This window comes from Methyloglobulus sp. (assembly GCF_046714055.1).
Taxonomy (GTDB): domain Bacteria; phylum Pseudomonadota; class Gammaproteobacteria; order Methylococcales; family Methylomonadaceae; genus Methyloglobulus.
On sequence record NZ_JBKKBJ010000085.1, the window covers coordinates 1 to 22,430 of the forward strand.

Consider the following 22,430-nt stretch of genomic DNA (forward strand, 5'->3'; position numbering starts at 1 on the left):
CCTTGAAAGAGGAAAAAGAAATTTGGTAGCAGGATGTAAGCTTTTGTATTAATACAACATAATGTCCGTTTTGTTGCTTTGTAACACAATTGTAATATAAACGTCTTAAGACTGTCATATCACGGCCTTAAGCTTGCCCAAGTTTATTAATAACTGCGAGCAATCTATGAAAATTTCCAGACTTACCTTGGCAGTTGCTGCCGTTTTAGGTGCCAGCATAGCCTCCACTGCTTATGCCATTGACCTTTATGTTGACACAAAGACTAAGCAGATTTATGCAGAGCCGGGGCCTGGTCGCCAATTAATGGGGTCTTTTGAGCAAGTCACACCTAATAAAAATGGTTATTCAAAACATGATGCAACCCATACAAACGGTACCGATAATGCTGAGTTGCAAGAAATAAAACACGATTTAGAATTGAAAGAGAATGAAATAAAAGCGCTTGAAGAACATGTTGTTGCTAATAGAGAAGAAAAAGCCAAAAACGACGAAAAATGGTTTAATAAAATCAGTGTGCGTGGCTATACTCAGCTCCGCTATAACCAGCCGCTCTCTGGTGACCGCATTGCAAGCGACCCCGAACTAAGGTCTCCCGGCGATAGCGGCATCAAAAATAATAGCAGCTTTACGTTTCGTCGGGTTCGTTTAGTCTTTTCAGGCGATATCAATGATTATGTATCTTTGTATTTACAACCGGATTTTGCTTCCTCAGTCTCTTCTAGCATTGATAATCAAAATTTTGCGCAACTGCGCGACGCTTATGCGGACTTAGCTTTTGACAAAAAGCATGAATACCGTATCCGTGCAGGTCAATCTAAAGTGCCGTTCGGCTGGGAAAACCAACAGTCCTCCCAAAATCGTTTAGCCCTAGACCGTAACGATGCCCTGAATAGCGCCGTCCCTAGCGAACGGGATTTAGGTTTGTTTGCTTATTGGTCGCCTGAGCATGTCCAAAAACTTTGGAAAGACTTAAGCAAGAAGGGTTTAAAAACTTCCGGTGACTACGGTATTTTGGGTTTGGGTATCTACAACGGTCAAGGGATTAACCGTAATGAAACAAATGATGACTTATATGTTGTTGCCCATAGCACCTATCCGATTGGGTTGAATTTCCTGGGCTACCCATTCACTGGTCAAGTATTGGAAGTAGGTGCAGATTACATCAATGGTAAATTTGATGTACCCACTGGTGATATGACGTTGTTTGGCAGCAATAAAGTGTTAAAAGGTACTGATATTGCCAAAACACTCCCATCTGGCGGCATCACGGAAGAACGCTATGCCATACATGCCGTGCTGTTCCCGCAACCGTTCGGCTTACAGGTAGAATGGAACTGGGGTAAAGGTGCGACGTTGAATCCGAACAAACTTGGATCAATCGAGCGGCAAAATCTGAGGGGCGGTTACGTACAAGCTATGTATAAATTTAATAACGTATTCCGTGACGATGGTGTACTGATCCCCTATGTCAAATGGCAAACCTACCGGGGCGCATATAAAGCCGCTAACAATAGCCCAAGAGTGGCTGTCGATGAATTGGAAGTCGGTGTTGAATACCAGATTATGAAAGCACTGGAAGTGACCCTGGCTTATTCAACGATGGATCGTACCAACGTTGCCAATCTTGGGCAGGCTTCGGGTGATATGGCTCGTATGCAGGTGCAATGGAATTATTAACTTCAAATTTTTCATAAGCATTGTATATTGAAATTTGAATAAAAATAAGCGTAATTGCTTGTAATAAAAGCTTAAAAGCCGCACCGTATTATCGGTGTGGCTTTTTTTATGGGCACGATTTCATACCTCGACACGTTAAGATTCACGGTTTAATTGTGCGTTGGCAGATCAGCAGCTTCCCATCAATCTCCCAACCGTATGAAAAACATCGGCAAACGTGTCTTTGGTCAAGCGCTTGGTCTGCGTGTTGTAGCGGCTGCAATGATAGGAATCGACCAGTTTGCGTCCATTCGGCAGAGTATGGCGGGCATTATGGCCGAATTTTGCGCTAGTCAACTTAAAGCCATAAGCCTTTAGCACGGCCTGATGCGCAATTGTCCCTAACGCCAAAATAACAGCCTTTTTCGGCAATGTAGCCAATTCCGCCGCTAAAAACGAGTTACATTGGGCAATCTCCGCAGTTGTCGGCTTGTTTTGTGGGGGCAGGCATTTTACCGCATTCGTTATTCGGCAATTCCTAAGTTGAAGCCCATCTGACAACGATTCGGAGGCGGGTTTATTGCTGTAACCAAATTCGTAAAGCGTTTCATAAAGCAGGATTCCCGCATAATCTCCGGTAAAAGGCCGCCCTGTTGCATTGGCCCCGTGCAGTCCAGGAGCCAAGCCAACGATCAACAATTCCGCATTTTGATCGCCAAAAGGTGCAACCGGACGGGCATGGTAATCGGGATAGGTTTGCTTGATTTCGCATAGAAAATCAGCCAAACGGCCGCACTTTCGGCAATCTTGATCGAATATCTTGTTCGTGGCCATATTTCTGGATTAATAGTAAACGTGTTGTTTTGACTTTGTTATTTGACAAAAAATTTCAGCACAAACAAGTATGTTCCTTATAATTTTGACGATTATCTAGGTTCTGTTGACATTTTATTGCTTAAACAACTAAGCCTAAAAAACATAGAGTAAGGTTTAAATGGCAAAAAATGTATCGTCATTCCGGCATGGATTGCCGGAATCCAGGAGCCAAGAAAGGCATCCATGCCGACTGGATGCCGTCACTCCCTGACGGCATGACGGTAATCGCTTGGTTTTCCATTGATGAAATGTCAACAGGACCTAATGAAACCCTTAAATCGTAAAAAATAATGAAAAACAACCCCATCACCGTATTTGGAGAAGTACTGTCCGACCATTTCCCCGATGACAACAAGGTGTTGGGCGGCGCACCCTTCAATGTCGCCTGGCACTTACAGGCGTTTGGACAAAAACCGCAACTTATTAGTCGTGTGGGTAACGATCTTACTGGCAACCAAATACGTACGGCAATGCAAATATGGGGCATGAACCTGGATTATTTACAGACAGATTCAACCTACCCAACCGGACAAGTACAGGTGACGATTGAGCATGGCGAACCCGCCTATTCTATTTTAGCTAATCAAGCCTACGACCACATTCAAATGCCAGGGTTAAACAACATCAATCATACAGGTATTTTATATCATGGAACACTGGCTGTTCGCTCCCCCAGATCAAGACAAACATTGGCAGCGCTAAAAGCATTGCACCAGGGCAAAATTTTCATTGATGTTAATCTACGGCAACCTTGGTGGAGTAAAGCCGATGTTCTCCAGCTTATCAACGATGCTGACTGGGTTAAGCTGAATCTTCATGAGTTACATGCTTTACAAGATGATGTGGCTGATATTAAAGCCAGCATGGAAGCATTGCTATCCCGGCATGAGCTGGAAGTAATTATTGTCACTTGTAGTGAAGAAGGGGCTTTGGCTTTAAACAATACCGGTGAGTTTTCCCCTGTATCGCCTATTAGTTCGGTAGACCTTATAGATACAGTCGGTGCGGGGGATGCTTTCTCTGCAATATTGCTGCTTGGCTTTAATCTTGGCTGGACATTAGGAGAAACCATGGAAAGGGCGCAATCATTCGCTTCCGCTATGACGGGCCAACGAGGCGCAACGGTTGATGACTTGAATTTCTACAAACCGTTTGTGGCATCCTGGCTGTTGTAATGGCGTGCATTAAGATTATTTACTGGACTGGACTGAATTGGATCAATCGCCCGTTGGCCAACATCTGACGGCCAGAGTGTTTCAAAATAATTCGAAACTGCGCCCATGTTTTATCAACCACTAGACGCTAATTTCTAGATACTGTTCTTGTTCTTAGAAATTTTGTACGTGGTTGGCTTACCTATTCCAAAATGAGTAAATAAAATTGAAAAATCTTTACCATTAGCATTTTAAAAAGTAAAGTGAAATACTTCATAGATATGCACTTTTTCTTTAAGTACACTGTTGTAGGTGAGAAATAACAGAAGAAATACTATGCTAATCACAAAAAACGATGGTATAAAGCTAGGGTTTTTGATTCAATTGAGTTGTTTCTTTATATAACAATAATGGGGTAGACAACTAGCGCCTCCATCCGCTATATGTCGTGGCCTAGATTGACCTTGTACATTTTAAAACCCTATGTCTTGTTCCAAGAGGCGCTAATTGACTACCCCTTTAACAAAATTAAGTGGAACAAGCAATGTCAATAACAAATATCAGCCGCAATACTTTATGAACGCATTCAAAACGCGGCAATAGCTGATGAACAGATTGTTGAAGCCACCGACCTTACCGTTAAGCGTCATTCTTCATTGCAACAAATTATTAGGGGCATACATATGAGATTACTTAACTTTGTTAAAGCTACAATTGCAATCGATCCTGATACTTCTAGTGGGATTATTTTACTGAACGCGTGCAAGAATTTGCATAATGACTGAGATTGCACTTCAGAGTTGAATCTACACATTAATACTGGAGATAAGAAAATGATAAGTTATCGCAATTTACTGTTTGTTCCTGTGGCACTGTGCCTTACAGCCTGTACTGCCAATATTAAAGAGAGAATCAGTTCCGACAGGGCTTGTGCAAGAGTGGGTTTGCGACCTATCGCCGATAAGCAAACGGATCGTTTTTTAGGCAAAGTCCAGGAGGACACTGCCAATTGCCGGGGTGGTGAAAAGGCAGTGGCTAGGCGTGATTCTGTCTGGCTAGACTGGCCTAATTACTGGGGTGCGGGTGATGCAAGCACCAAGGCGCAAGGATCGGGAGCTATAACCGAATTAGGTAAACATTTGAAGCCAAATGGACGTGGTGTAGATGGTGCTTTAATTGATTTAGAATACCAACGGATGGAGTTGATCAGGTTTAATCTCAATGATAACGCTACCTATGAGAACTATATCAAAGGTGACGGCGTAACACCAGGGCCTGTATTAAAAACCTGGGATGCCATGCGTTTACCCGCCTCCCACCCCCAATACCAGCAAGTGACAAGCAGCAATGGAAAGCAGGTTTGTCAGGGTGATCTCATTAGGTATCGTAACTTAACCGGTATTTGTAATGATCTTTATAATCCGGCCATGGGTTCAACCAATCAATTGTTTGCGCGTAATGTGCGCTTTGAATCGACGTTTCCTGACTTGGGCAAAAATGAATTAGCACGAAATCGTCATGCTAATCGACTGGATTTGCTGAAACCTGATCCGCAAATAATCTCCCGCAAGCTATTTACTCGGTCTCAAGAAAAACCGGATGCCTGCAATTTCGGTCAGGGCTTACCAGATAACGCGAAAAATGCGCAATGTGATTATAAAAAAGCGCCATTTTTTAATGTGTTAGCTGCTTACTGGATTCAGTTTATGACACATGACTGGTTCTCGCACCTGCGTGAAGGGCATAATGCTGATGCTAAAATGTCGGTCGGATGTACCAGTCAACGCGTCGATAATCAAGAACAGCCCGTCACGGCTGAACAAGCCAAACAACTGGGTTGCAGGACGGATGATAAGGCTGATGTTTCCTATGTAGCCCAGCATGAACCAGCTCCCACTTTTAAACATGACGGCAAGAGTTATATGTCGCGTGCCCACAAAACCACAGAAAACACGGTAACGGCCTGGTGGGATGCCTCACAAATCTATGGCTTTGATGAAACCTCTGCCAAACGCGTAAAACGTGACCCAAAAGATTCCGCAAAATTGCTGATGAGACCACGCGGCAGCCATGCAGGGACTGGCGAAAAATTGGGTTATTTGCCAGTTTTCAATACTTGTGAAACATCTAAAACAGGGTGTGTCCCCGACCCAATTCATCCTCATTGGAGTGGCCAAGAAACCGCTGCATTTGCGGATAACTGGACAGTCGGCATGAGTTTTTACCATAACCTGTTTGTACGCGAGCATAACCAGTTTGTGGACGCTTTCAGGGTACAAGCCGCCGCGACACCGATGGCAGACTCCGGTTTACGCAATCCAGCAAAGCCTGATCAAGTTATCCCTTATAAGAAAGTAAGTGATGAAGAGTTGTTCCAAGCTGCGCGTCTTGTGGTCTCTGCCGAAATAGCCAAGATCCATACCATCGAATGGACGACACAGTTGTTGTATGGCGAACCGATGAACTTGGGCATGAATGCCAACTGGAATGGCTTGTTGGACAAAGACAACCCGGTATCCAAAAAATTAGCGGAAGTGCTGAATAAAATTGTTACCGAACATTTGAAGAATGCGCCCAACGAAAAAGAATCCAACCAGCTGTACTCGGCATTTGCGGCCGGTGCCGGGATTTTCGGCTTGGGTAGCCACCGTTATGAACACCATAAAGACGTGTGGGATTTACGCAACCTGGACGATGTCAATGGCGGTATCAATCATTTTGGGTCACCGTTTAATTTTCCGGAAGAATTCATTACGGTTTACCGCTTGCACCCCTTATTGCCCGATCTGCTTGAATTCCGCGATTTAAAAGCACCCAATTTAATTACCAAGAAAGTTCCTGTTGTCAGCACATTTCGAGGTAAGGCCACTCAAGCAATGGCGGACGGTGGCTTGAGTAACTGGGCGCTGAGCATGGGACGGCAACGTCTTGGTGCGCTAACTTTGCAGAACCAAGCCCAGTTTTTGCAGAATTTAGACTTGCCACGTATGCAAAGCGCAACCAATAAGATTGATGTTGCGGCATTGGATTTGATCCGTGACCGGGAGCGCGGTGTGCCACGGTTTAATGAATTCAGGCGTCAATACGGTTTGACACAACTCACCGGCTTTGATGATTTTATCGATAAGCGCCTGGAACCAGGCAGTGCGGAACGCAAAGAACAGGAACGCCTGATTGGCATGCTCCGTGAAGTTTATGGACAACATCAATGTGACGCTAGCAAGATCATCACTGATGCACAGTTAAATGCCGATGGTTCGCCCATCAACGATTGCCTGGGACACCCAGATGGCAGTATGGTCGATAATATTGAGGATGTAGATACTGTTGTTGGGTGGTTGTCGGAATTTACCCATCCACATGGTTTTGCTATTTCAGAAACTCAGTTTGATGTCTTTATCCTGAATGCGTCCCGGCGTTTGTTTAGCGACCGGTTTTTTACGTCCAGTTTTAGGCCAGAATTCTATTCTACTTTAGGTCATCAATGGGTTATGAACAATGGGCCCGGTTCTAAACAAATGGAACCTGGTTTGTACAATGATCACAAGGTCGAAGTGTCACCTTTAAAAAGGATTATGCTCCGTACCATGCCGGAATTGTCTGGACAACTAGGGGATGTCAGGAATATTTTCGACCCTTGGGCTAGGGATCGTGGAGAATATTATTCATTGCAATGGAAGCCCAAGGCAGGCGCTGAGTCAGACGAAAGTTTTCACTGATAAAAATGCATAAGACTGGTGGGGCAATAACTATGAATAGTGAAGTCGCCATTGATCAGTTGGTTGCCGAGATGGGCGAGCTAATCGCTTCCATTACCTTAGCGGAAACTGAAAATACTATTGTCCCACGGTTCAATCAGTCGAAAACCGTTGCCTATGTCAATGCGGAGTTTCGTGTCCACGATGATATTCCTGAGGAATTGAAACAAGGCATATTTTCACGGCCAATCAGCTACCCAGCCAAATTGCGGTTTGCCAATGCCACGAAGCGGGATGATTCAAAAAAAGATATACGAGGCTTATCCATTCGATTATCTAATGTGGATGGCACGGTGCTTTGGGGTAACCCGGGCTTTCAGGATTTTGTGTTAAACAGTCATCCCGCGCTTTTTGTTGCAACACCGGAGGATTTTTTAGCCTTTATACGGGCACAGCAGCAGGGTAAAATCAAGATGCTGTTGTTTTTTTTGAATCCCTTCAATCCGCACCTGAAAGCACTCTTTACTGTACTTAAATCCCAGAAAAACCATTTAAGCCCATTTGATGTCCGTTATTGGAGCACTGTTCCCTTCCGTTTGGGTGAATTGGGCAACCAGGTGGTCAAATATTCAGTGCTTCCATGCTCGGATTACGAAACCACAGACACGGTCAATGGAGGCGAACACCAATTGCGCGCCGCCATCAAAGCGCATTTGCAGCAATCTCCCGCCTGTTTTCATTTTGCTGTACAAAAACAAACCGACCCGAAATCCATGCCAATCGAAGATGCCTCTGTTATCTGGGATGAGGAAGTTTCGCCCTTCATTCCCGTTGCAACCATCAAGATTGCAGACCAAGATATTAATAATCCTGAAATATTAGCAAACGGTGAGCGTTGCAGTTTTAATCCCTGGCAATGTCTCGCTGCCCACGAGCCACTCGGTAGAATGAACCTTGTTCGCCGACTGGTTTACGCCAAAGCCGCTGAACTACGAAATAAGGAGTGAGGAAAATGAATGCTACAGTAAACACTTGGTTAAGCAAAACCCGTGAAGAGCTCGATGATATTTATAGCAAAGCCAAACCAGGAAACATTCCCACAGGCGATATGCATGGCACAGCAATCTTGGCTGGGTCAATCTTCGCAAAATTGGTCGCCTTTCTGGCGGGTGTATTTGCATGGCAAGGGAAAGTATTTGACCTATTTTGTCCAAAAGGTGATGCTGGCCTCCTAGTCAACAAAATAACCCCTTTCAGCCTGACATTTATTGTCGCCAAGGTTTATCGTGACAAAAGTTGGCTAGATGGCAAAGACACCATCGTGATTGATTATTCCAAAACTTCATTTGTTGCCCAAGTGATTCGTGATGAAATCCGCGAAGTTGAACCGGGCGTATACCTTGGCAAAGTATGGTGGGGTAAAAAACGTATCCTGGATTTTGCTTTGACAGTCGAAAAGGCTGAATAAGGCATCGTGTAATTATCCTGCTTAAGGCTAAAACTATGATACCCCAGTCCAACTTCACGATATGTGCAACTGTACGTGATGGGCAGTTAAAGAATTTGCGTGAACTGCTGTCAAAGATGAACACGACCAAAGCTATCGCGCATGCTAATCCTGATAATGAGTTAGTGCCTTTTGGCCGGTTCGACCGCTTACATTTTGCGCGTTTTACCATAATTGTAGCTAAGACAGCAGATGAAATTAAGGCATTTGGTGTAACGCCAAGACCGTGGCAACCTACACTGGCGTTTCTGGGAGATTGTGATGGCGATAGGGATTCATTCCTAGCTGAGCTTGTGGCGCATGCACAACCTGGCTTAAATGAGATTTTTTCATATTGTGTAGGGTTTCCTGATGCAAACAGCGAGGGCTTGCTGGCCTGGATGAAAGCCCATCATATCGAGCCTAAGGCCAATTACGTTAACTGGATAGGTAGGACAGTTAAACAAGTCCACGAAGAAGCCGCACTTCATAAAAGTTTGTCTGCTCATTTGCAACAAATTGCCGATAAAGTTGGCAGAGAAAATACCCGTGATTTAAGGCAAGAACTGTTGTCCCATGTTGAAATGGAAAAACATGCAGGAAGGCTTACTTTAACCCAGCCAAAGCCGACGACCATCTGTTGGAAAATACGGAACCTGTTACATTTGATTGGGATACCGCTAGTCCTGCTGCTGCTTTCACCCTTAATTCTGCTCTTTTCGCCTTTCTTTTTTATACGTTTAAGGATGTTGGAAAGCACTGATCCTGAACTATTTATCCGGCCAGGCCGTCAACATATTCAGGAGCTTACTGCTCAGGAAGATTGGGATGTCAGTAATCAGTACAACGTGTTTGGCGATGTTAAACCGGGTATTTTCCGCCGCTTAACTTTCGAGTTCATTCTGCTATTAACTAATTATGTTGCCAGGCATGTCTATAACCGTGGCTTTCTGGCTCGGATAAGAAGCATCCACTTTGCCCGTTGGGTCTTCATGGACAATGATAGGAGAGCTTTTTTTGCCAGTAATTATGATGGTAGCCATGAAAGCTATATGGATGATTTTATAAACAAAGTTGGATGGGGGCTTAACCTTACTTTCAGCTGTGCTGTCGGCTACCCTACCACAAGATGGTTAATTAAGGGTGGTACAGAACGGGAGCAACAATTTAAATATACCCAAAGGCGACATCAATTGCCCAGCGAGGTTTGGTACAAGGCGTACCCGGATTTAACTATCACTGACTTAGCGCGTAACAGCCGTATACGAAAAGGTGTAGAAATCCGCCAGGCTAGCGATGCGGAAATCCGTGAATGGCTAAGCCTAATTTGAATAAGGAACTATGGTGATGAAGAATTCCAGCGAATTTGAATTTGATGACCTACAAGGGTTGATTCGTTTTGGTTATGGAAAATTAACCGACACTTGCTTCCTGTTGCTGAATGTTGCTGATAAGGAGGCTGCCAAGCAATGGCTAAACTCTGCCCCCGTAAGTAATGCAGTTAAATCTGATAAACAGCCAAGCGCTGCACTTGCTTGTGCCTTTACTGTAGAAGGTTTGCGAGCAATGGGCTTAAAAGAACCTACTATCGAAAGCTTTTCCGATGAGTTCATCACTGGACTGTCAGGCGATGAAAGCCGTTCTCGCCGCCTTGGTGATGTTGATGCTAACGCACCTGAAAATTGGATTTGGGGTGGCAAAGCTAAGCAGATACCGCATGTTTTGTTGTTGCTCTATGCGCTGCCAGATGGCATCGAGAATTGGCGAAAAAAAGTGGTTGGCAAAAATTTTTCAAAAGCGTTTAAGATACTAGCAACATTACCGACTGAAGATATTGGTCAAATTGAACCGTTCGGATTTGCAGATGGCATCAGTCAGCCCAGCATTGATTGGCAACGACAACAAAGTACAAACCCGCATGACCGTGATCGCTATTCCAATTTGATGGCTGTCGGTGAAGTGCTGCTCGGCTACCCCAATGAGTATAAGCAATACACCGTAAGACCGCTTATTGATCCAGGAAAAGACAAGAACGCGGCGATTCTGCCCAATGCGGAAGACAAGCCCAAACTAAAAGATTTCGGACGGAATGGAGCCTACCTTGTGTTGCGTCAACTCGGTCAAGATGTTCCGGGCTTTTGGAAATTTGTCGATACGGCGGCTGGCTCAGTTCCTAAAAAACGTGAACAGATCGCCGCAGCTATGGTGGGGAGATCCCGTGATGGTTCGCCGCTTGTTCCAGAAGTTGCTGAAGACATTCCTGGAATTCCAACGGAAGACCGTATCAATCACTTTACCTACGACGCTGACGCAGGCGGAGACCAATGCCCGATTGGTGCACATATCCGCAGGACTAACCCGCGCACCGGTGACTTGCCGTTAGGGGTAACCGATTTTGTTTCCTGGCTAAAGAAAACTTTAGGTTTCGGACAAAGCCGCTTGGATGAAGACTTGGTGGCATCTTCGCGCTTCCATCGCCTACTGCGGCGAGGTCGAACATATGGCCCTAAGCTTGCTCCAGAGGATGCAATCAAACCGGATGCACCTGCCGCCGAACGCGGCATACAGTTTATATGCCTAGTAGCCAATATATCTCGGCAATTTGAATTTGTTCAGAACGCTTGGGTTATGAGCAGTAAATTCAGCGGTCTCCAAAAGGAAACAGATCCCTTGTTGGGTCATCGAAAGCCATTAATGAGTGGTGAAGCTACTGCTCAATTCAATCGCCCTAATCCGGATGGGGTGGTGCAAAAAACCTGTCCCTTGCCGCAGTTTATTACTGTGCGTGGCGGCGGTTATTTTTTTATGCCTGGACTGCGTGCACTCAAATACATCGCAGCCCAGCCAACGACTGGGAGCGATAATAAATCATGACGATCAAGACCAGAATACTTAAATGTATCCACCAGTTTTTACTGCAACTGTTGTATATCGAGCGCAGATTGGAACCCTGGTTTCGCCCACAATTGAACTGGCTTTTTCGGGAGCCATCCGTCCGGCTAGTCCAGTACTTTATCAATCGAAGGCGCAAGAATGAAGGTTTGAAAATTGCCGAAGAAAAAATCTACCCAGATGAAGAAGAAAGCCTGGATAGCATTATTGACCTCATGGCCGACCAGATGCGTGGTCGTTTTAAACCCGGCGGATATGAGCGGGGCGGCAATACCAAAACCCACGGTGTTATGCACGCCACGGTAACCATCCGGGATGATATTCCAGAGCATTGCCGTAAAGGCATTTTTGCCAAGCCGCGCAGTTACCCGGCCTATGTGCGCTACGCTGGCCCAGGCCCGAACGTGCCTTCCGATATTCAAGATGTCGGTTTTTTGAGTATGTCGGTGAAACTGATGGGTGTCCCCGGAAAAAAACTCATGGATGAAGAAAAATTTACCCAGGATTTTATCACCACCAGCGGTGGCGCGACGTTTGTTACCCCTAACACCAGGGAAAATGCCAAGTTGCAATACTGGAGCCTGGTGGACATGACGCTTTACTATTTTCTCAACCCCAAGGACTCCCACTTGCTCGACATGGCTATGAATGCCCTGTGGAATGAAACCAAGTACAACCCGCTGGGTGATCGTTACTGGAGTTGTACCCCTTATCTGTTGGGCAAAGATCAAGCCGTGATGTATTCGTTCGTACCGAAAACCAAAGGTCTCTACACCAAAATACCGGGACTGCCTTTTGGTAAAGTGCCGTTCAATTATCTGCGTGAAAACATGATCAAGACCCTCAATGAAAAAGATGTGGAATTTGACCTGATGATCCAGTTGCAAACTGACCCGCATTTGATGCCTATCGAAGACAGTTCGGTACGCTGGCCGGAAAAATTGTCACCATTTATACCCGTTGCCACCGTGCATATACCGAAACAACAATTTGAGTCCGAAAAGCTGATTGAGTTTACTAAGCGTTTAAAAATGAACCCTTGGCATTGCCTATCGGAACACCGGCCTCTTGGCAATCTGAACCGCGCCCGATTTAGGTTGTATTATAAACTGTCCGAATTCCGTCAACGCATGAACAGTGTCGAACATGTCGAACCCAAAGGCGATGAGGTATTCGATTAGACGGGGGTTTGTGTAGAGACGCAAGATTTTGGGTCTCTACAGTGGGAAATACGTTGAATTATGCCGTTTCTTCCTGCCGGATAAGTCAACTCAATATGATTGTAACATTTTGTTTTACAAGTTTATTTTTATTAATGAATAGTGAGTGGGTACGCAGGAACGAGAAAAATTCACTGTCAATATGAATTAGAGTAGATAAAAAATAACCTAATTTTATGGGGAGTTGCCGTTATGCCAGCCTATGTTTTTCACGCAAACATCAATAAATTTGATGCAAATACGACCCTTTACAATGGCGAAAATGCTTTGGTTTTAGCGGACTGCGCTAAGCTCACTTATAAATCCGAAGTAGAAAATAAGGAGGCAATAACAGCAACCTGGAGATTTAAAGATTTCGCTTTTTTTCTGACAAAAGCACCGAAGCTTTTATTGCAGCAAACGATTCCATAATTATTGTGACCTTTAGAGGCACCGAAATCCTAAAGTTTGAGGATATCAAGGCAGACTGTAAGCTTAGGCTGGCGGAGACAGTGAGTACCGCGCTTCCCGGTAAAGTACATGCTGGCTTTAACGATGCCCTCCATGAAGTGTGGGGTGATATGCGCGTAACGCTTAAAAGATTTCAAGACAATAAACAATCGGTGTGGTTTTGTGGGCATAGTTTAGGGGGGCTCTCGCTGTTTTGGCTGTAGCCGAGTTTATCGGCAATGAAAAAGGTAATATTAACGGCCTTTACACAATAGGGCAGCCACGTGTTGGGAATTCCAAGTTTGCGGGGCAATTTGACGTTGCGGTAGGGGATAGATGTTTTCGATTTGTGAACAACAATGATTCCGTACCCCAATTGCCTTTTTGGGGGCCAACATCGACATACACTCATATCGGAGACCTTATTTATATCGACAGTGAAGGAAAATTTAACGATTCAATTTCATGGATGAAACTTATGTGGGATCGACTGAAAGGAGTCTCTGATAATATTGGCCAGTTAGGGTTCGATCATTTGAAAGACCACGGTGCAGAACTCTATGTCAGCTTTATTGCTAAAAATCGTTCGGTAACAACCAAGTGGTCATAACATGGGCATGCCATAAATATAAAATGATGTGTTGGATGATATTTTTCTAACAAAAATCATAAGTCTACAAAACCCCCAAGGAGGGTTATATGTCTAAGAATATTATTTTGCTTTCTGATGGTACCGCCAGTTCCAATATTAAAAACCGGGGCACCAACGTCTATAAATTATATGAAGCCATTGATTTTAATTCGTCTAAACCCAAGCAAGTGGCATTTTATGATGACGGTGTAGGTACCCAAGAATTTAAACCTTTAAAACTACTGGGTGGTGCATTTGGCTGGGGATTGGCTCGCAATGTAAGGCATCTGTATAAAGAATTAGTGCAAAGCTATAAACCTGGGGACAAGATTTACATGTTCGGTTTTAGCCGGGGTGCTTTCACGGTAAGAACCTTGGCTGGTTTTATCTGTAGTCAAGGTATTCTGGATAATAACGTCTATTGGGATGACGACTTGCTCGACAAAGCGGTCTTTCAAAGTTATCAAAATTACCGCTCAAAAAAATTGGCAGTTCTTGAAAAACTCCTTTATAAACCGCTTGAGAAAGAATTTAAGGTTTGTGAGTCCCCACCCTCAATTGAATTCATGGGCGTGTGGGATACCGTAGACGCAGTAGGATTGCCTGTCGACGAAGCGACGGACTTTTGGAATTATTTTATATTCCGTTTCAAATTTCCAGATCAAATTCTAAATCAACACGTCAAAAAAGCATACCATGCACTTGCTATTGATGAAGAGCGCCAGTCATATCACCCCTTACTGTGGGTAAACGATGCGCGTATCGAACAAGTCTGGTTTCCCGGCTCGCATGGCGACGTTGGTGGTGGTCGCCCACAGCAAGGCTTGTCATTGGTCGCGTTGGATTGGATGATGAGAAAAGCGGAAGATGCTGGACTTAAATTTACCGAGTACGATGTAAATTTTGTTAAAGATAGAAAATACATTTTTGACAAAATGCACGATGGCCGCGCCGGTATTGGGACTTTTTACCGCTACCTGCCAAGAAACATCACCAAATATTGTGATGAAAACTCGGTTAAAATCCCTAAAATCCATGAGTGTGCTTTTGAACGTATTGCCCAGGGGATTTTTGGTTATGCCCCAGTGAATATACCTAACACCTTTGAAGTTGTTGACGACCATGGAAACCATAAAAAATCTGAAGCTATTGCCAAGCTAGTAAATAATGCAATTGGTAATTTGACCCCCCCCTCCTTAATGGCTCAAGGTGCTACATCCATCGCGCAGCGTCGGATAATCTATATCGTATTATTGGTTTATTCGGCGATTACCTTGTACTGGTTAGTGCGAGACGATCTCGCCAATCCTGATGTTGGAGTATTCGGCACACTTAAAATCCTAGTTTCACCTGACGGTTTACTGGACAAGTTGTACTCGCTATTCTGGCATCACAAAATATTTGTGGTTGTTGGTGCAGCGATTTACGGATGCGGCTACTTCGTCCGTAAAAATATGGAGGGCATCTTCGCAGGGTTTTGGTCAAAACTTCGTTCTGATTTGGAGAAATTATTAAAGTAAGCATTTATAGCTTTGCCCGACAAACCTTGGCAACAAAGGACTGCTGCGTGGTGTGTTTTATAGCAGTGAGTAAGCTTTTCTGCCTTATTCACTGATGTTACGCACCGATAACGAACTAAGTAATAGCGTGCAACTGTTTTTAAAAGCCGTCATTCCGGCAGGGATTGCCGGAATCCAGACTCCATGGATGGCTCGGAGCTTGCCGTCCCTGGCACTGGATACCCGCTTCCCGGCGGGTATGACGCACTTTTTTGCTTCAGTTGCTAATCGCGTCCTCTAATTCAGATTTTAAATCAGTTATTCATTTTTACTTATCAATGACTTACGACACTTTTTTGCTTTGTAAGTTATTAATTCTTAGAGTCGCTGCGTAACATCAGTTATTCATTTGGATGGGATGACAGGACACTCCGTCTTAGCATGTTGGGCTATTTGGCTTTGTTGTGATGGGTTTCGCTGCGCTCTACCCATCTACATCTGCTCTTACTTCCGAAAAAATAAATTGATAATCAACGTAAAGATAATGCTCACGATTAACATTGATACAATCGGGATGAACACAAAACTGTTTTTATTCTGAATACGAATATCACCGGGCAACTTGCCAAACCAGTTAATTAGCCAAGGCGCATAACTGACCGCAAGCCCGATAATGACCAACACAACCCCAAGAACTGTAATAATTTTACCTGTTGTCACAACCTTTCCCCGTTAGTGAATTTAACCGTCATAATATGGGCAATCCTGCCTAATCTCATATTGTCTGATGATATTAACTATTCCCAAAGCTCGTCATTCCGGCAGGGATTGCCGGAATCCAGACTCCATGGACGGTTTTAGATTACCATCCATGGCGCTGGATACCCGCTTCCCGGCGGGTATGACGCACTTTTTTTCTTCAGTTGCTTATCAAGCTCTTTAATTCAGGTTTTAAATCAGTTATGCGTTTTTACTTAAATAGAGTATAGATCGATAGGATATGGCGGACAAAGAAATACGACACTACTTCCATTTCCAATAAAGATTGATAAAGTCCGCTTGATTTTTATTCAGGATGAAACGGGCAACAGTAAACTGATAGCCTGCAATTGGCAATTGTGTCTCGAATGAACGGGTATTGACCGAAACCTACAATTTAATTCAATTTTTCAATGACTGGTTCCGGTATGCATCTTTATTACTTGATGACACCTGGGCTATTCTCAACAGCATCCACAACACACAATGCCGTTAAATTCACAATTCGACGCACGGTGGCAGATTGCGTAAGAATATGCACCGGTCTTGCGCAACCGAGCAAGACCGGACCGATGGCGATACCATTTCCGGCCGCAACTTTGAGGAGATTGTAAGCGATGTTGGCGGCGTCAATATTGGGTAAAACCAGTAGATTGGCACTGCCTTGTAAGGGCGAGTCCGGCATCATCTGTTTCAATATGTCAAAATTCAATGCCGTATCACCGTGCATTTCACCGTCAATCTCCAAATCGGGGGCTTGCGCCTGAATGATGGCGAGGGTGTCCCGCATTTTTTGGGCAGATTCAGTGTTGCCAGAGCCAAAATTGGAATGGGATAGCAATGCAACTCGTGGGATTAAGCCGAAGCGTCGCAACTGTTCGGCGGCTAACAAGGTTATTTCGGCCAGTTGCTCCGCATTGGGATTTTCATTGATGTGGGTATCCACCAATGCAATCTGCCGATCGGTTAAAATCAATACGTTCATGGCGGCATAGACATTAACCCCGGTTCGCTTGCCAAGCACATGGTTAATATAATGCAGGTGTAGGCCGGGAGTACCGAAGGTGCCGCATATCATGCCATCGGCATCACCTTTATGGACCATCATGGCACCAATCAGGGTATGCCTACGACGCATTTCCAGTTTGGCGTATTGTTCGGTTACACCTCTACGTATGGTCATGTGCAAATAACTCTGCCAGTAATCCCGGTATCGTTCATCAAATTCAGGATTGACAATCTGAAAATCAATGCCGGCGCTAAGCCGTAAACCGAACTTTTTAATACGTTGCTCCAGAATAGCCGGACGACCTACCAAGATCGGGTTGGCAATTTTCTCATCGACAATGATTTGGAGCGCTCGCAGCACGCGTTCATCTTCTCCCTCTGCAAATACAATGCGTTTTTTGGCATCTGAAACATGCTTGGTCACATGGAAAATGGGCCGCATAAATGTACCACTGTGATAGGCAAATTGTTGAAGATGCTCGATATAGGCCTGCATATCTTGAATCGGGCGCGTCGCAACACCGGAGGTTTGTGCAGCTTCTGCGATGGCAGGCGCAATTTTGGTCATCAGCCTTGGATCGAACGGCTTCGGAATAAGGTAGTCTGGACCAAACGACAAATTGTCAGCCCCATAGGTTTCCGCCACAATATCAGATTGTTCTGCCTGCGCTAAATCCGCTATAGCTTGAACCGCGGCCATTTTCATCGCCAAGTTAACTGTGGTCGCTCCGCAATCCAGCGCACCCCTGAAGATGTAGGGGAAACATAAAACATTATTGACCTGATTGGGATAATCGGAACGACCGGTCGCGACAATCGCATCGTCCCTGACGGCCTTGATTTCTTCAGGCAGTATTTCAGGGGTAGGATTGGCTAAGGCAAAGATTAAGGGTAGATCGGCCATGCGTTTAACCATGTCTTGCTTTAACACGCCACCGGCCGACAAACCCAGAAAAATATCAGCGCCGGTTATCACTTCCGCTAAACTGCGGGCATCAGTTGCTTGCGCGAAACGGGCCTTATCGGGATCCATTAATTCTATGCGGCCTTGATAGACAACACCGGACAGATCCGTGACAAAAATATTCTTGATTGGAAACCCAAGATCCACGATTAAATTTAAACAGGCCAATGCGGCTGCACCGGCACCTGACACCACCAATTTACAGTGCTGGAGTTCTTTACCGACCACTTTCAAGCCATTTAACAGCGCCGCTGCGACGATGATGGCCGTACCATGCTGATCATCATGGAACACTGGTATGTTCATGCGTTCGCTGAGTTTGCGTTCGATATAAAAGCATTCCGGGGCCTTAATATCTTCCAAATTGATGCCACCAAAGGTGGGTTCTAAAGCGGCGATTAGGTCGCACAATTTGTCAGGGTCGGGTTCGTTAATCTCAAGATCAAACACATCGATACCCGCAAATTTTTTAAACAATACCGCCTTGCCTTCCATGACCGGCTTAGCGGCTAAGGGGCCAATGTTACCCAAACCCAGTACCGCCGACCCATTGGTTACGATGCCAACCAGATTGCCACGCGCGGTGTATTTGAATACGTTGGCCGCATCGCTAACGATTTCATCACATGCCGCCGCTACCCCAGGCGAATAGGCTAACGCCAGATCGCGCTGATTGGATAAATGCTTGGTGGGCGTAACACTAATTTTGCCGGGTGTCGGAAACTGGTGATATTCGAGGGCAGCTTCGCGTAATGACAGATAGTTTAGTTTGGTATCAATGGGTGATGTCATACTGCGTAGCATTCCTTATGGGTTGCTTAGTAAAGTTCTGATGATTTTCGCCGAAACCGGCCCTGCACAGGTTTTTCGTTAAATGGTAATGGCTTACTTCAAATAAATGGGTCTGAATAATCTGAAAATTTGATTCCATAGGCTGACAGGTTCGACTTTAAAATTAAACAGGTAAAACTTCTGTCGAAAGTGTTTTAGTCCTGCTCCTGCCACACCTTAATCAAAATAGTGAATAGCTCCAATTAAAGGTGTGCGTGGGTTTAATGACAATTTTATCGGGATTTTATCGAGCAAAGGGAGAAAACGGCCTTTAGCTTTAAAAGCGTGCATAAATTTACCTTCCTGCATAGCAGGTAATATTTTTGGGCCTATGCCCCCGCCGATAAAAATCCCGCCCGTGGCAAGTGACTTTAATGCCAAATTCCCTGTTTCAGCACCATAGAGTTCAACAAAAAGCCTGACTGCTTCTGCACATAAAGGATCTTGGCCTACAGTACCCAATCGGGAAATGACCGCATTCCTGTCAATGCCGCTATTGACATCAGGAACATCAGGGCAAGGCGGAGCAACGCCCTGGTCACAGAGAAAATCATACAGGTGGCTGAAACCGATACCCGATATGATGCGTTCACAACTGACATGATCAGGGTACAATTTTCTAAGATATGCCAATAGCTTGTCCTGTTGCACGTTTTGCGGGGCGAAATCACAGTGACCGCCTTCGGTAGCCATTGGATAATGTTTGCTGCCATCCCAATACAGGATAGCTTCGCCTAGGCCCGTTCCAGCGGCGATGACTGCGATGTTGCCTGCTTGAGCAGTTGCATTGGGATTTAACTCGACCAGATCGTGTTCGGGCAAATGTAACATGCCTAGAGCCATGGCCTCCAAGTCATTCAGGAGTTTTACCTGGCCTGTTCCCAAATTATTTTTAAGTTTTGTGGCATCCAGCAACCACGACAGGTTAGTCATTTGACAACGTTGGTTCACGACTGGGCCGGCTATGCCAAAACAGGCGGAAGCAATGTTAATGCCCGATGGCAGAAACCTATCCAAAATTTCATCAAATTCAACGAAGTCGTGACTTGCGAAGGTTTGTTCCTGAATGCAGGTTGCAAGACCGTCAGTCTCTTTGGCTAGTAGCGTTAAGACTGTCTTGGTTCCGCCTATGTCACCCGCCAAGATCATATTCGACCTCCTTTTTTTGAGGTATCTGTTTGTTATTATTGTCCAATAGGTGTATCAAGGCAACGGTGGCGTGATCCAGTGCCGTTCGTGAACAGAACGGTGTTAAACATATAACTCAACCGCTAAATGTTGAAAATGTTTATCAATCGTCAATACTTTTGCTTGATGACGTTGAGCAATAACAGCAATTAAAGCATCAGTTAAAGGCAAAGTAATCCCTTGGCTTCTAAGTTTTTGCAATAGCAATCCGGAATTTACCCAATCAAATTTTTGTTTTGGGAAAGACGTTACCGAATTTATCAAAAGATTAATCTGTTGTTGCTGTTTTTCAGTTTTAACGCCTTGTAGCAATTCGGCAATGATCACGCCTGTAATAGCTACTTGTTTATTTTCTATTAAAACAGCAACTTAATTTCCCAACTCACCTTCTTGGTAACGTAAAAAATCTATCCAGGCGCAACTGTCAACTAAAACCAAGCCTGCACTCATTTATTGATTTCCAATTCGCAATACTTGCCAGTTATCCGCAATATCAACTTGTCCACGCAACGCCAATAAATCTTGCTGTTGTTTTGCCTGCTGCAAATAGGCTTGGATAGCTTTATTAATAGCCTCGGATTCGTTTTCAGAATGCGTGTGAAACATCAAGTTTTTTAACTGCTGATCATCAATATTAACGGTTTTTTGCATGGCAGATCTCCTAAAAATAGCCTTTTATCTCTGCATCGTTCCCACGCTCTGGCGTAGAAATGCCGCTTGTGACGCTCTAGCGTCACACAACGCAGGAGCGTTGCTGGACGAATTCCCACGCTGGAGCGTGGGAACTATGGAAAAAAACGCCCCGCCTGCGCCGGAAAAAAAATAGTTAAATGGCTAAATAGTTAAAAAGCCCGAACACCACGCACTTTGAAGGACTTGAGCTTATCGTTGGTGCTCTGGAAGCCATTGGCGAAGTCGTGGAACCACGCGAGGGGGCTGCCGTTCTCCGTAGAACTCCAGTAGCCATTAACAGCAAAACCACCCACAACGTCTTTTTGCTCATATAATAAATTTAACTCAGCTTTTGAGGGTAGATACCAGTCGCCATAGCCGCCCTGATAATTTGCACAGAGTTGAGCGGCATAACTTCCCGCACCCTGGTCAATGATAATACGCTCGGTATTATAGTGTCCGGCATTAGCACCGTCTCTCACTGCGTTGGTAACTGTAAAACTGCCGTTGTACCATTGTATGCCTGCTCCTCCATCTTGGTCGGCTGTGGCGGCAATTAAACCATGTTGCCCTTCATCATCAACATCAAATACTATCCCACCACCATATACATCGCCTATGGCATGAACGGGAGCTGGCGTGCCTGCTGGGCCTGTTGCACCTGTTGCACCTGCGGGACTTGCTATGGCCCAGTGCACGGCACTTTCAGGTTTCCTACATGTCCCGTTTACGCCCACAATTCGGGTCACGCCCAACACATTACCCCTGCAGGCATGAATAACACTAGCGGAAGTGTTTCCCGCATGCGCTTCAGCCTTCGTTGTCATGCCCAATAGTGTCACTGCAAAAACCACTGCAAACCCTACCGCTCTCATAAAGTTAAATTGTTTCATGTTGCCCCAATCTTGCTTAGTAACGCGCATAAAATAAATTGAGCAACTAGCGTGTAAAGCGCTAAAGTTGAGGAGCTGAAACACTCCCGCAAACTTACGGAACGCTTACACCTTACTCAACATTCAGGTAATTATCAATAAAGTAAGGTATATGGAATGCCAAAAAACAGAATTTCCAGTAGGATTAACTTTTAGTATTTTTAACTGCCGTTTTCAGTTTATACACGCACATTAAAAATTTCAAGGGATTATTTTCAAGCACATGAGTTTGGCGGTTTACTACGCAAAACCGCCCACCATTTTTCATAAAATCAGCGGCTTAAAAAAATATCGCATCGCCATAACTGAAGAACCGATAAGTATATTGTAGCCAAGTAGGGTACACTGTGCATACCTTCTCGGAGGCTAAGGGCGGTTAAATGGTACGCACAGCGTACCTGCCTGGCTAACTTAAGAGCCACCAAACATGAGGAGTAACACCTCATCAACTTCCCGGCTTTCTAGGGTTATTTAGAACTTATTAAAAATAGCAGTTATTATGCCAATGTAAGTATGAACCGAGGCCATGCAAAT

At 44.7% G+C, this 22,430-nt stretch carries 20 protein-coding genes and 1 pseudogene; 14 read left to right on the forward strand and 7 right to left on the reverse strand.

Annotated features, from left to right (window positions below; genetic code table 11):
• Nucleotides 1-166 precede the first annotated feature (166 nt).
• Nucleotides 167-1,678, forward strand: coding sequence for a porin (locus ACLQ6D_RS05190; protein WP_411726223.1), 1,512 nt, complete (start codon nt 167-169; stop codon nt 1,676-1,678).
• A 168-nt stretch (nt 1,679-1,846) separates the two neighbouring features.
• On the opposite strand, the gene ACLQ6D_RS05195 is transcribed toward ACLQ6D_RS05190, so the two are convergent.
• Nucleotides 1,847-2,491: a uracil-DNA glycosylase gene (locus tag ACLQ6D_RS05195; protein ID WP_411726224.1), complete on the reverse strand. Its 645-nt coding sequence runs from the start codon at nt 2,489-2,491 to the stop codon at nt 1,847-1,849.
• A gap of 170 nt (nt 2,492-2,661) precedes the next feature.
• On the opposite strand from ACLQ6D_RS05195, the gene ACLQ6D_RS05200 reads away from it, so the two are divergent.
• The 12 genes and pseudogenes from ACLQ6D_RS05200 (at nt 2,662) to ACLQ6D_RS05255 (ending at nt 15,843) form a co-directional block, all read left to right on the forward strand.
• Nucleotides 2,662-2,817 carry a hypothetical protein gene (locus ACLQ6D_RS05200; protein ID WP_411726225.1) on the forward strand — a complete coding sequence of 52 codons (156 nt, stop codon included), beginning with the start codon at nt 2,662-2,664 and terminating at the stop codon, nt 2,815-2,817.
• Between the two features lie 6 nt (nt 2,818-2,823).
• The gene (locus ACLQ6D_RS05205) at nt 2,824-3,708 is read left to right on the forward strand and encodes a carbohydrate kinase family protein (RefSeq protein WP_411726226.1); all 885 of its coding nucleotides are present in this window, start codon (nt 2,824-2,826) and stop codon (nt 3,706-3,708) included.
• 812 nt (nt 3,709-4,520) lie between these two features.
• Nucleotides 4,521-7,406, forward strand: a complete 2,886-nt coding sequence (locus ACLQ6D_RS05210; protein ID WP_411726227.1) for a peroxidase family protein — start codon at nt 4,521-4,523, stop codon at nt 7,404-7,406.
• 32 nt (nt 7,407-7,438) lie between these two features.
• Nucleotides 7,439-8,392, forward strand: coding sequence for a hypothetical protein (locus ACLQ6D_RS05215; protein WP_411726228.1), 954 nt, complete (start codon nt 7,439-7,441; stop codon nt 8,390-8,392).
• A 5-nt stretch (nt 8,393-8,397) separates the two neighbouring features.
• Nucleotides 8,398-8,853 carry a hypothetical protein gene (locus ACLQ6D_RS05220; protein WP_411726229.1) on the forward strand — a complete coding sequence of 152 codons (456 nt, stop codon included), beginning with the start codon at nt 8,398-8,400 and terminating at the stop codon, nt 8,851-8,853.
• A 35-nt stretch (nt 8,854-8,888) separates the two neighbouring features.
• Nucleotides 8,889-10,202, forward strand: coding sequence for a hypothetical protein (locus ACLQ6D_RS05225; RefSeq protein WP_411726230.1), 1,314 nt, complete (start codon nt 8,889-8,891; stop codon nt 10,200-10,202).
• 16 nt (nt 10,203-10,218) lie between these two features.
• Nucleotides 10,219-11,745 (forward strand): Dyp-type peroxidase, encoded by a 1,527-nt coding sequence (locus ACLQ6D_RS05230; protein WP_411726231.1) that lies wholly within the window; start codon nt 10,219-10,221, stop codon nt 11,743-11,745.
• Nucleotides 11,742-12,944, forward strand: coding sequence for a catalase family protein (locus ACLQ6D_RS05235; protein ID WP_411726232.1), 1,203 nt, complete (start codon nt 11,742-11,744; stop codon nt 12,942-12,944). The genes ACLQ6D_RS05230 and ACLQ6D_RS05235 overlap by 4 nt, the downstream gene beginning before the upstream one ends.
• A gap of 231 nt (nt 12,945-13,175) precedes the next feature.
• Nucleotides 13,176-13,394, forward strand: a complete 219-nt coding sequence (locus ACLQ6D_RS05240) for a hypothetical protein (RefSeq protein WP_411726233.1) — start codon at nt 13,176-13,178, stop codon at nt 13,392-13,394.
• Nucleotides 13,395-13,399: 5 nt separating this feature from the next.
• Nucleotides 13,400-14,022, forward strand: a pseudogene (locus ACLQ6D_RS05245) (lipase family protein).
• 89 nt (nt 14,023-14,111) lie between these two features.
• Complete coding sequence (locus tag ACLQ6D_RS05250; RefSeq protein WP_411726234.1) at nt 14,112-15,563, forward strand: DUF2235 domain-containing protein; 1,452 nt, start codon at nt 14,112-14,114, stop codon at nt 15,561-15,563.
• 127 nt (nt 15,564-15,690) lie between these two features.
• Nucleotides 15,691-15,843 carry a hypothetical protein gene (locus ACLQ6D_RS05255; RefSeq protein WP_411726235.1) on the forward strand — a complete coding sequence of 51 codons (153 nt, stop codon included), beginning with the start codon at nt 15,691-15,693 and terminating at the stop codon, nt 15,841-15,843.
• Nucleotides 15,844-16,046: 203 nt separating this feature from the next.
• Here the strand turns inward: ACLQ6D_RS05255 and ACLQ6D_RS05260 are convergent, their stop codons facing one another.
• Complete coding sequence (locus ACLQ6D_RS05260; RefSeq protein WP_411726236.1) at nt 16,047-16,262, reverse strand: DUF2905 domain-containing protein; 216 nt, start codon at nt 16,260-16,262, stop codon at nt 16,047-16,049.
• Nucleotides 16,263-16,329: 67 nt separating this feature from the next.
• On the opposite strand from ACLQ6D_RS05260, the gene ACLQ6D_RS05265 reads away from it, so the two are divergent.
• Nucleotides 16,330-16,485 (forward strand): hypothetical protein, encoded by a 156-nt coding sequence (locus ACLQ6D_RS05265; RefSeq protein ID WP_411726237.1) that lies wholly within the window; start codon nt 16,330-16,332, stop codon nt 16,483-16,485.
• Between the two features lie 255 nt (nt 16,486-16,740).
• Here the strand turns inward: ACLQ6D_RS05265 and ACLQ6D_RS05270 are convergent, their stop codons facing one another.
• The 5 genes from ACLQ6D_RS05270 to ACLQ6D_RS05290 all read right to left on the reverse strand — a co-directional run bounded on the left by ACLQ6D_RS05270 (nt 16,741) and on the right by ACLQ6D_RS05290 (nt 21,857).
• Nucleotides 16,741-19,065 carry an NADP-dependent malic enzyme gene (locus ACLQ6D_RS05270; RefSeq protein WP_411726238.1) on the reverse strand — a complete coding sequence of 775 codons (2,325 nt, stop codon included), beginning with the start codon at nt 19,063-19,065 and terminating at the stop codon, nt 16,741-16,743.
• 216 nt (nt 19,066-19,281) lie between these two features.
• Complete coding sequence (gene glk / locus ACLQ6D_RS05275) at nt 19,282-20,253, reverse strand: glucokinase (protein ID WP_411726239.1); 972 nt, start codon at nt 20,251-20,253, stop codon at nt 19,282-19,284.
• Between the two features lie 102 nt (nt 20,254-20,355).
• Nucleotides 20,356-20,649, reverse strand: coding sequence for a PIN domain-containing protein (locus tag ACLQ6D_RS05280; RefSeq protein ID WP_411726250.1), 294 nt, complete (start codon nt 20,647-20,649; stop codon nt 20,356-20,358).
• Nucleotides 20,650-20,742: 93 nt separating this feature from the next.
• Nucleotides 20,743-20,943 (reverse strand): type II toxin-antitoxin system VapB family antitoxin, encoded by a 201-nt coding sequence (locus ACLQ6D_RS05285; protein ID WP_411726240.1) that lies wholly within the window; start codon nt 20,941-20,943, stop codon nt 20,743-20,745.
• 191 nt (nt 20,944-21,134) lie between these two features.
• Nucleotides 21,135-21,857 carry a DUF1566 domain-containing protein gene (locus ACLQ6D_RS05290; protein ID WP_411726241.1) on the reverse strand — a complete coding sequence of 241 codons (723 nt, stop codon included), beginning with the start codon at nt 21,855-21,857 and terminating at the stop codon, nt 21,135-21,137.
• Between the last annotated feature and the right edge of the window lie 573 nt (nt 21,858-22,430).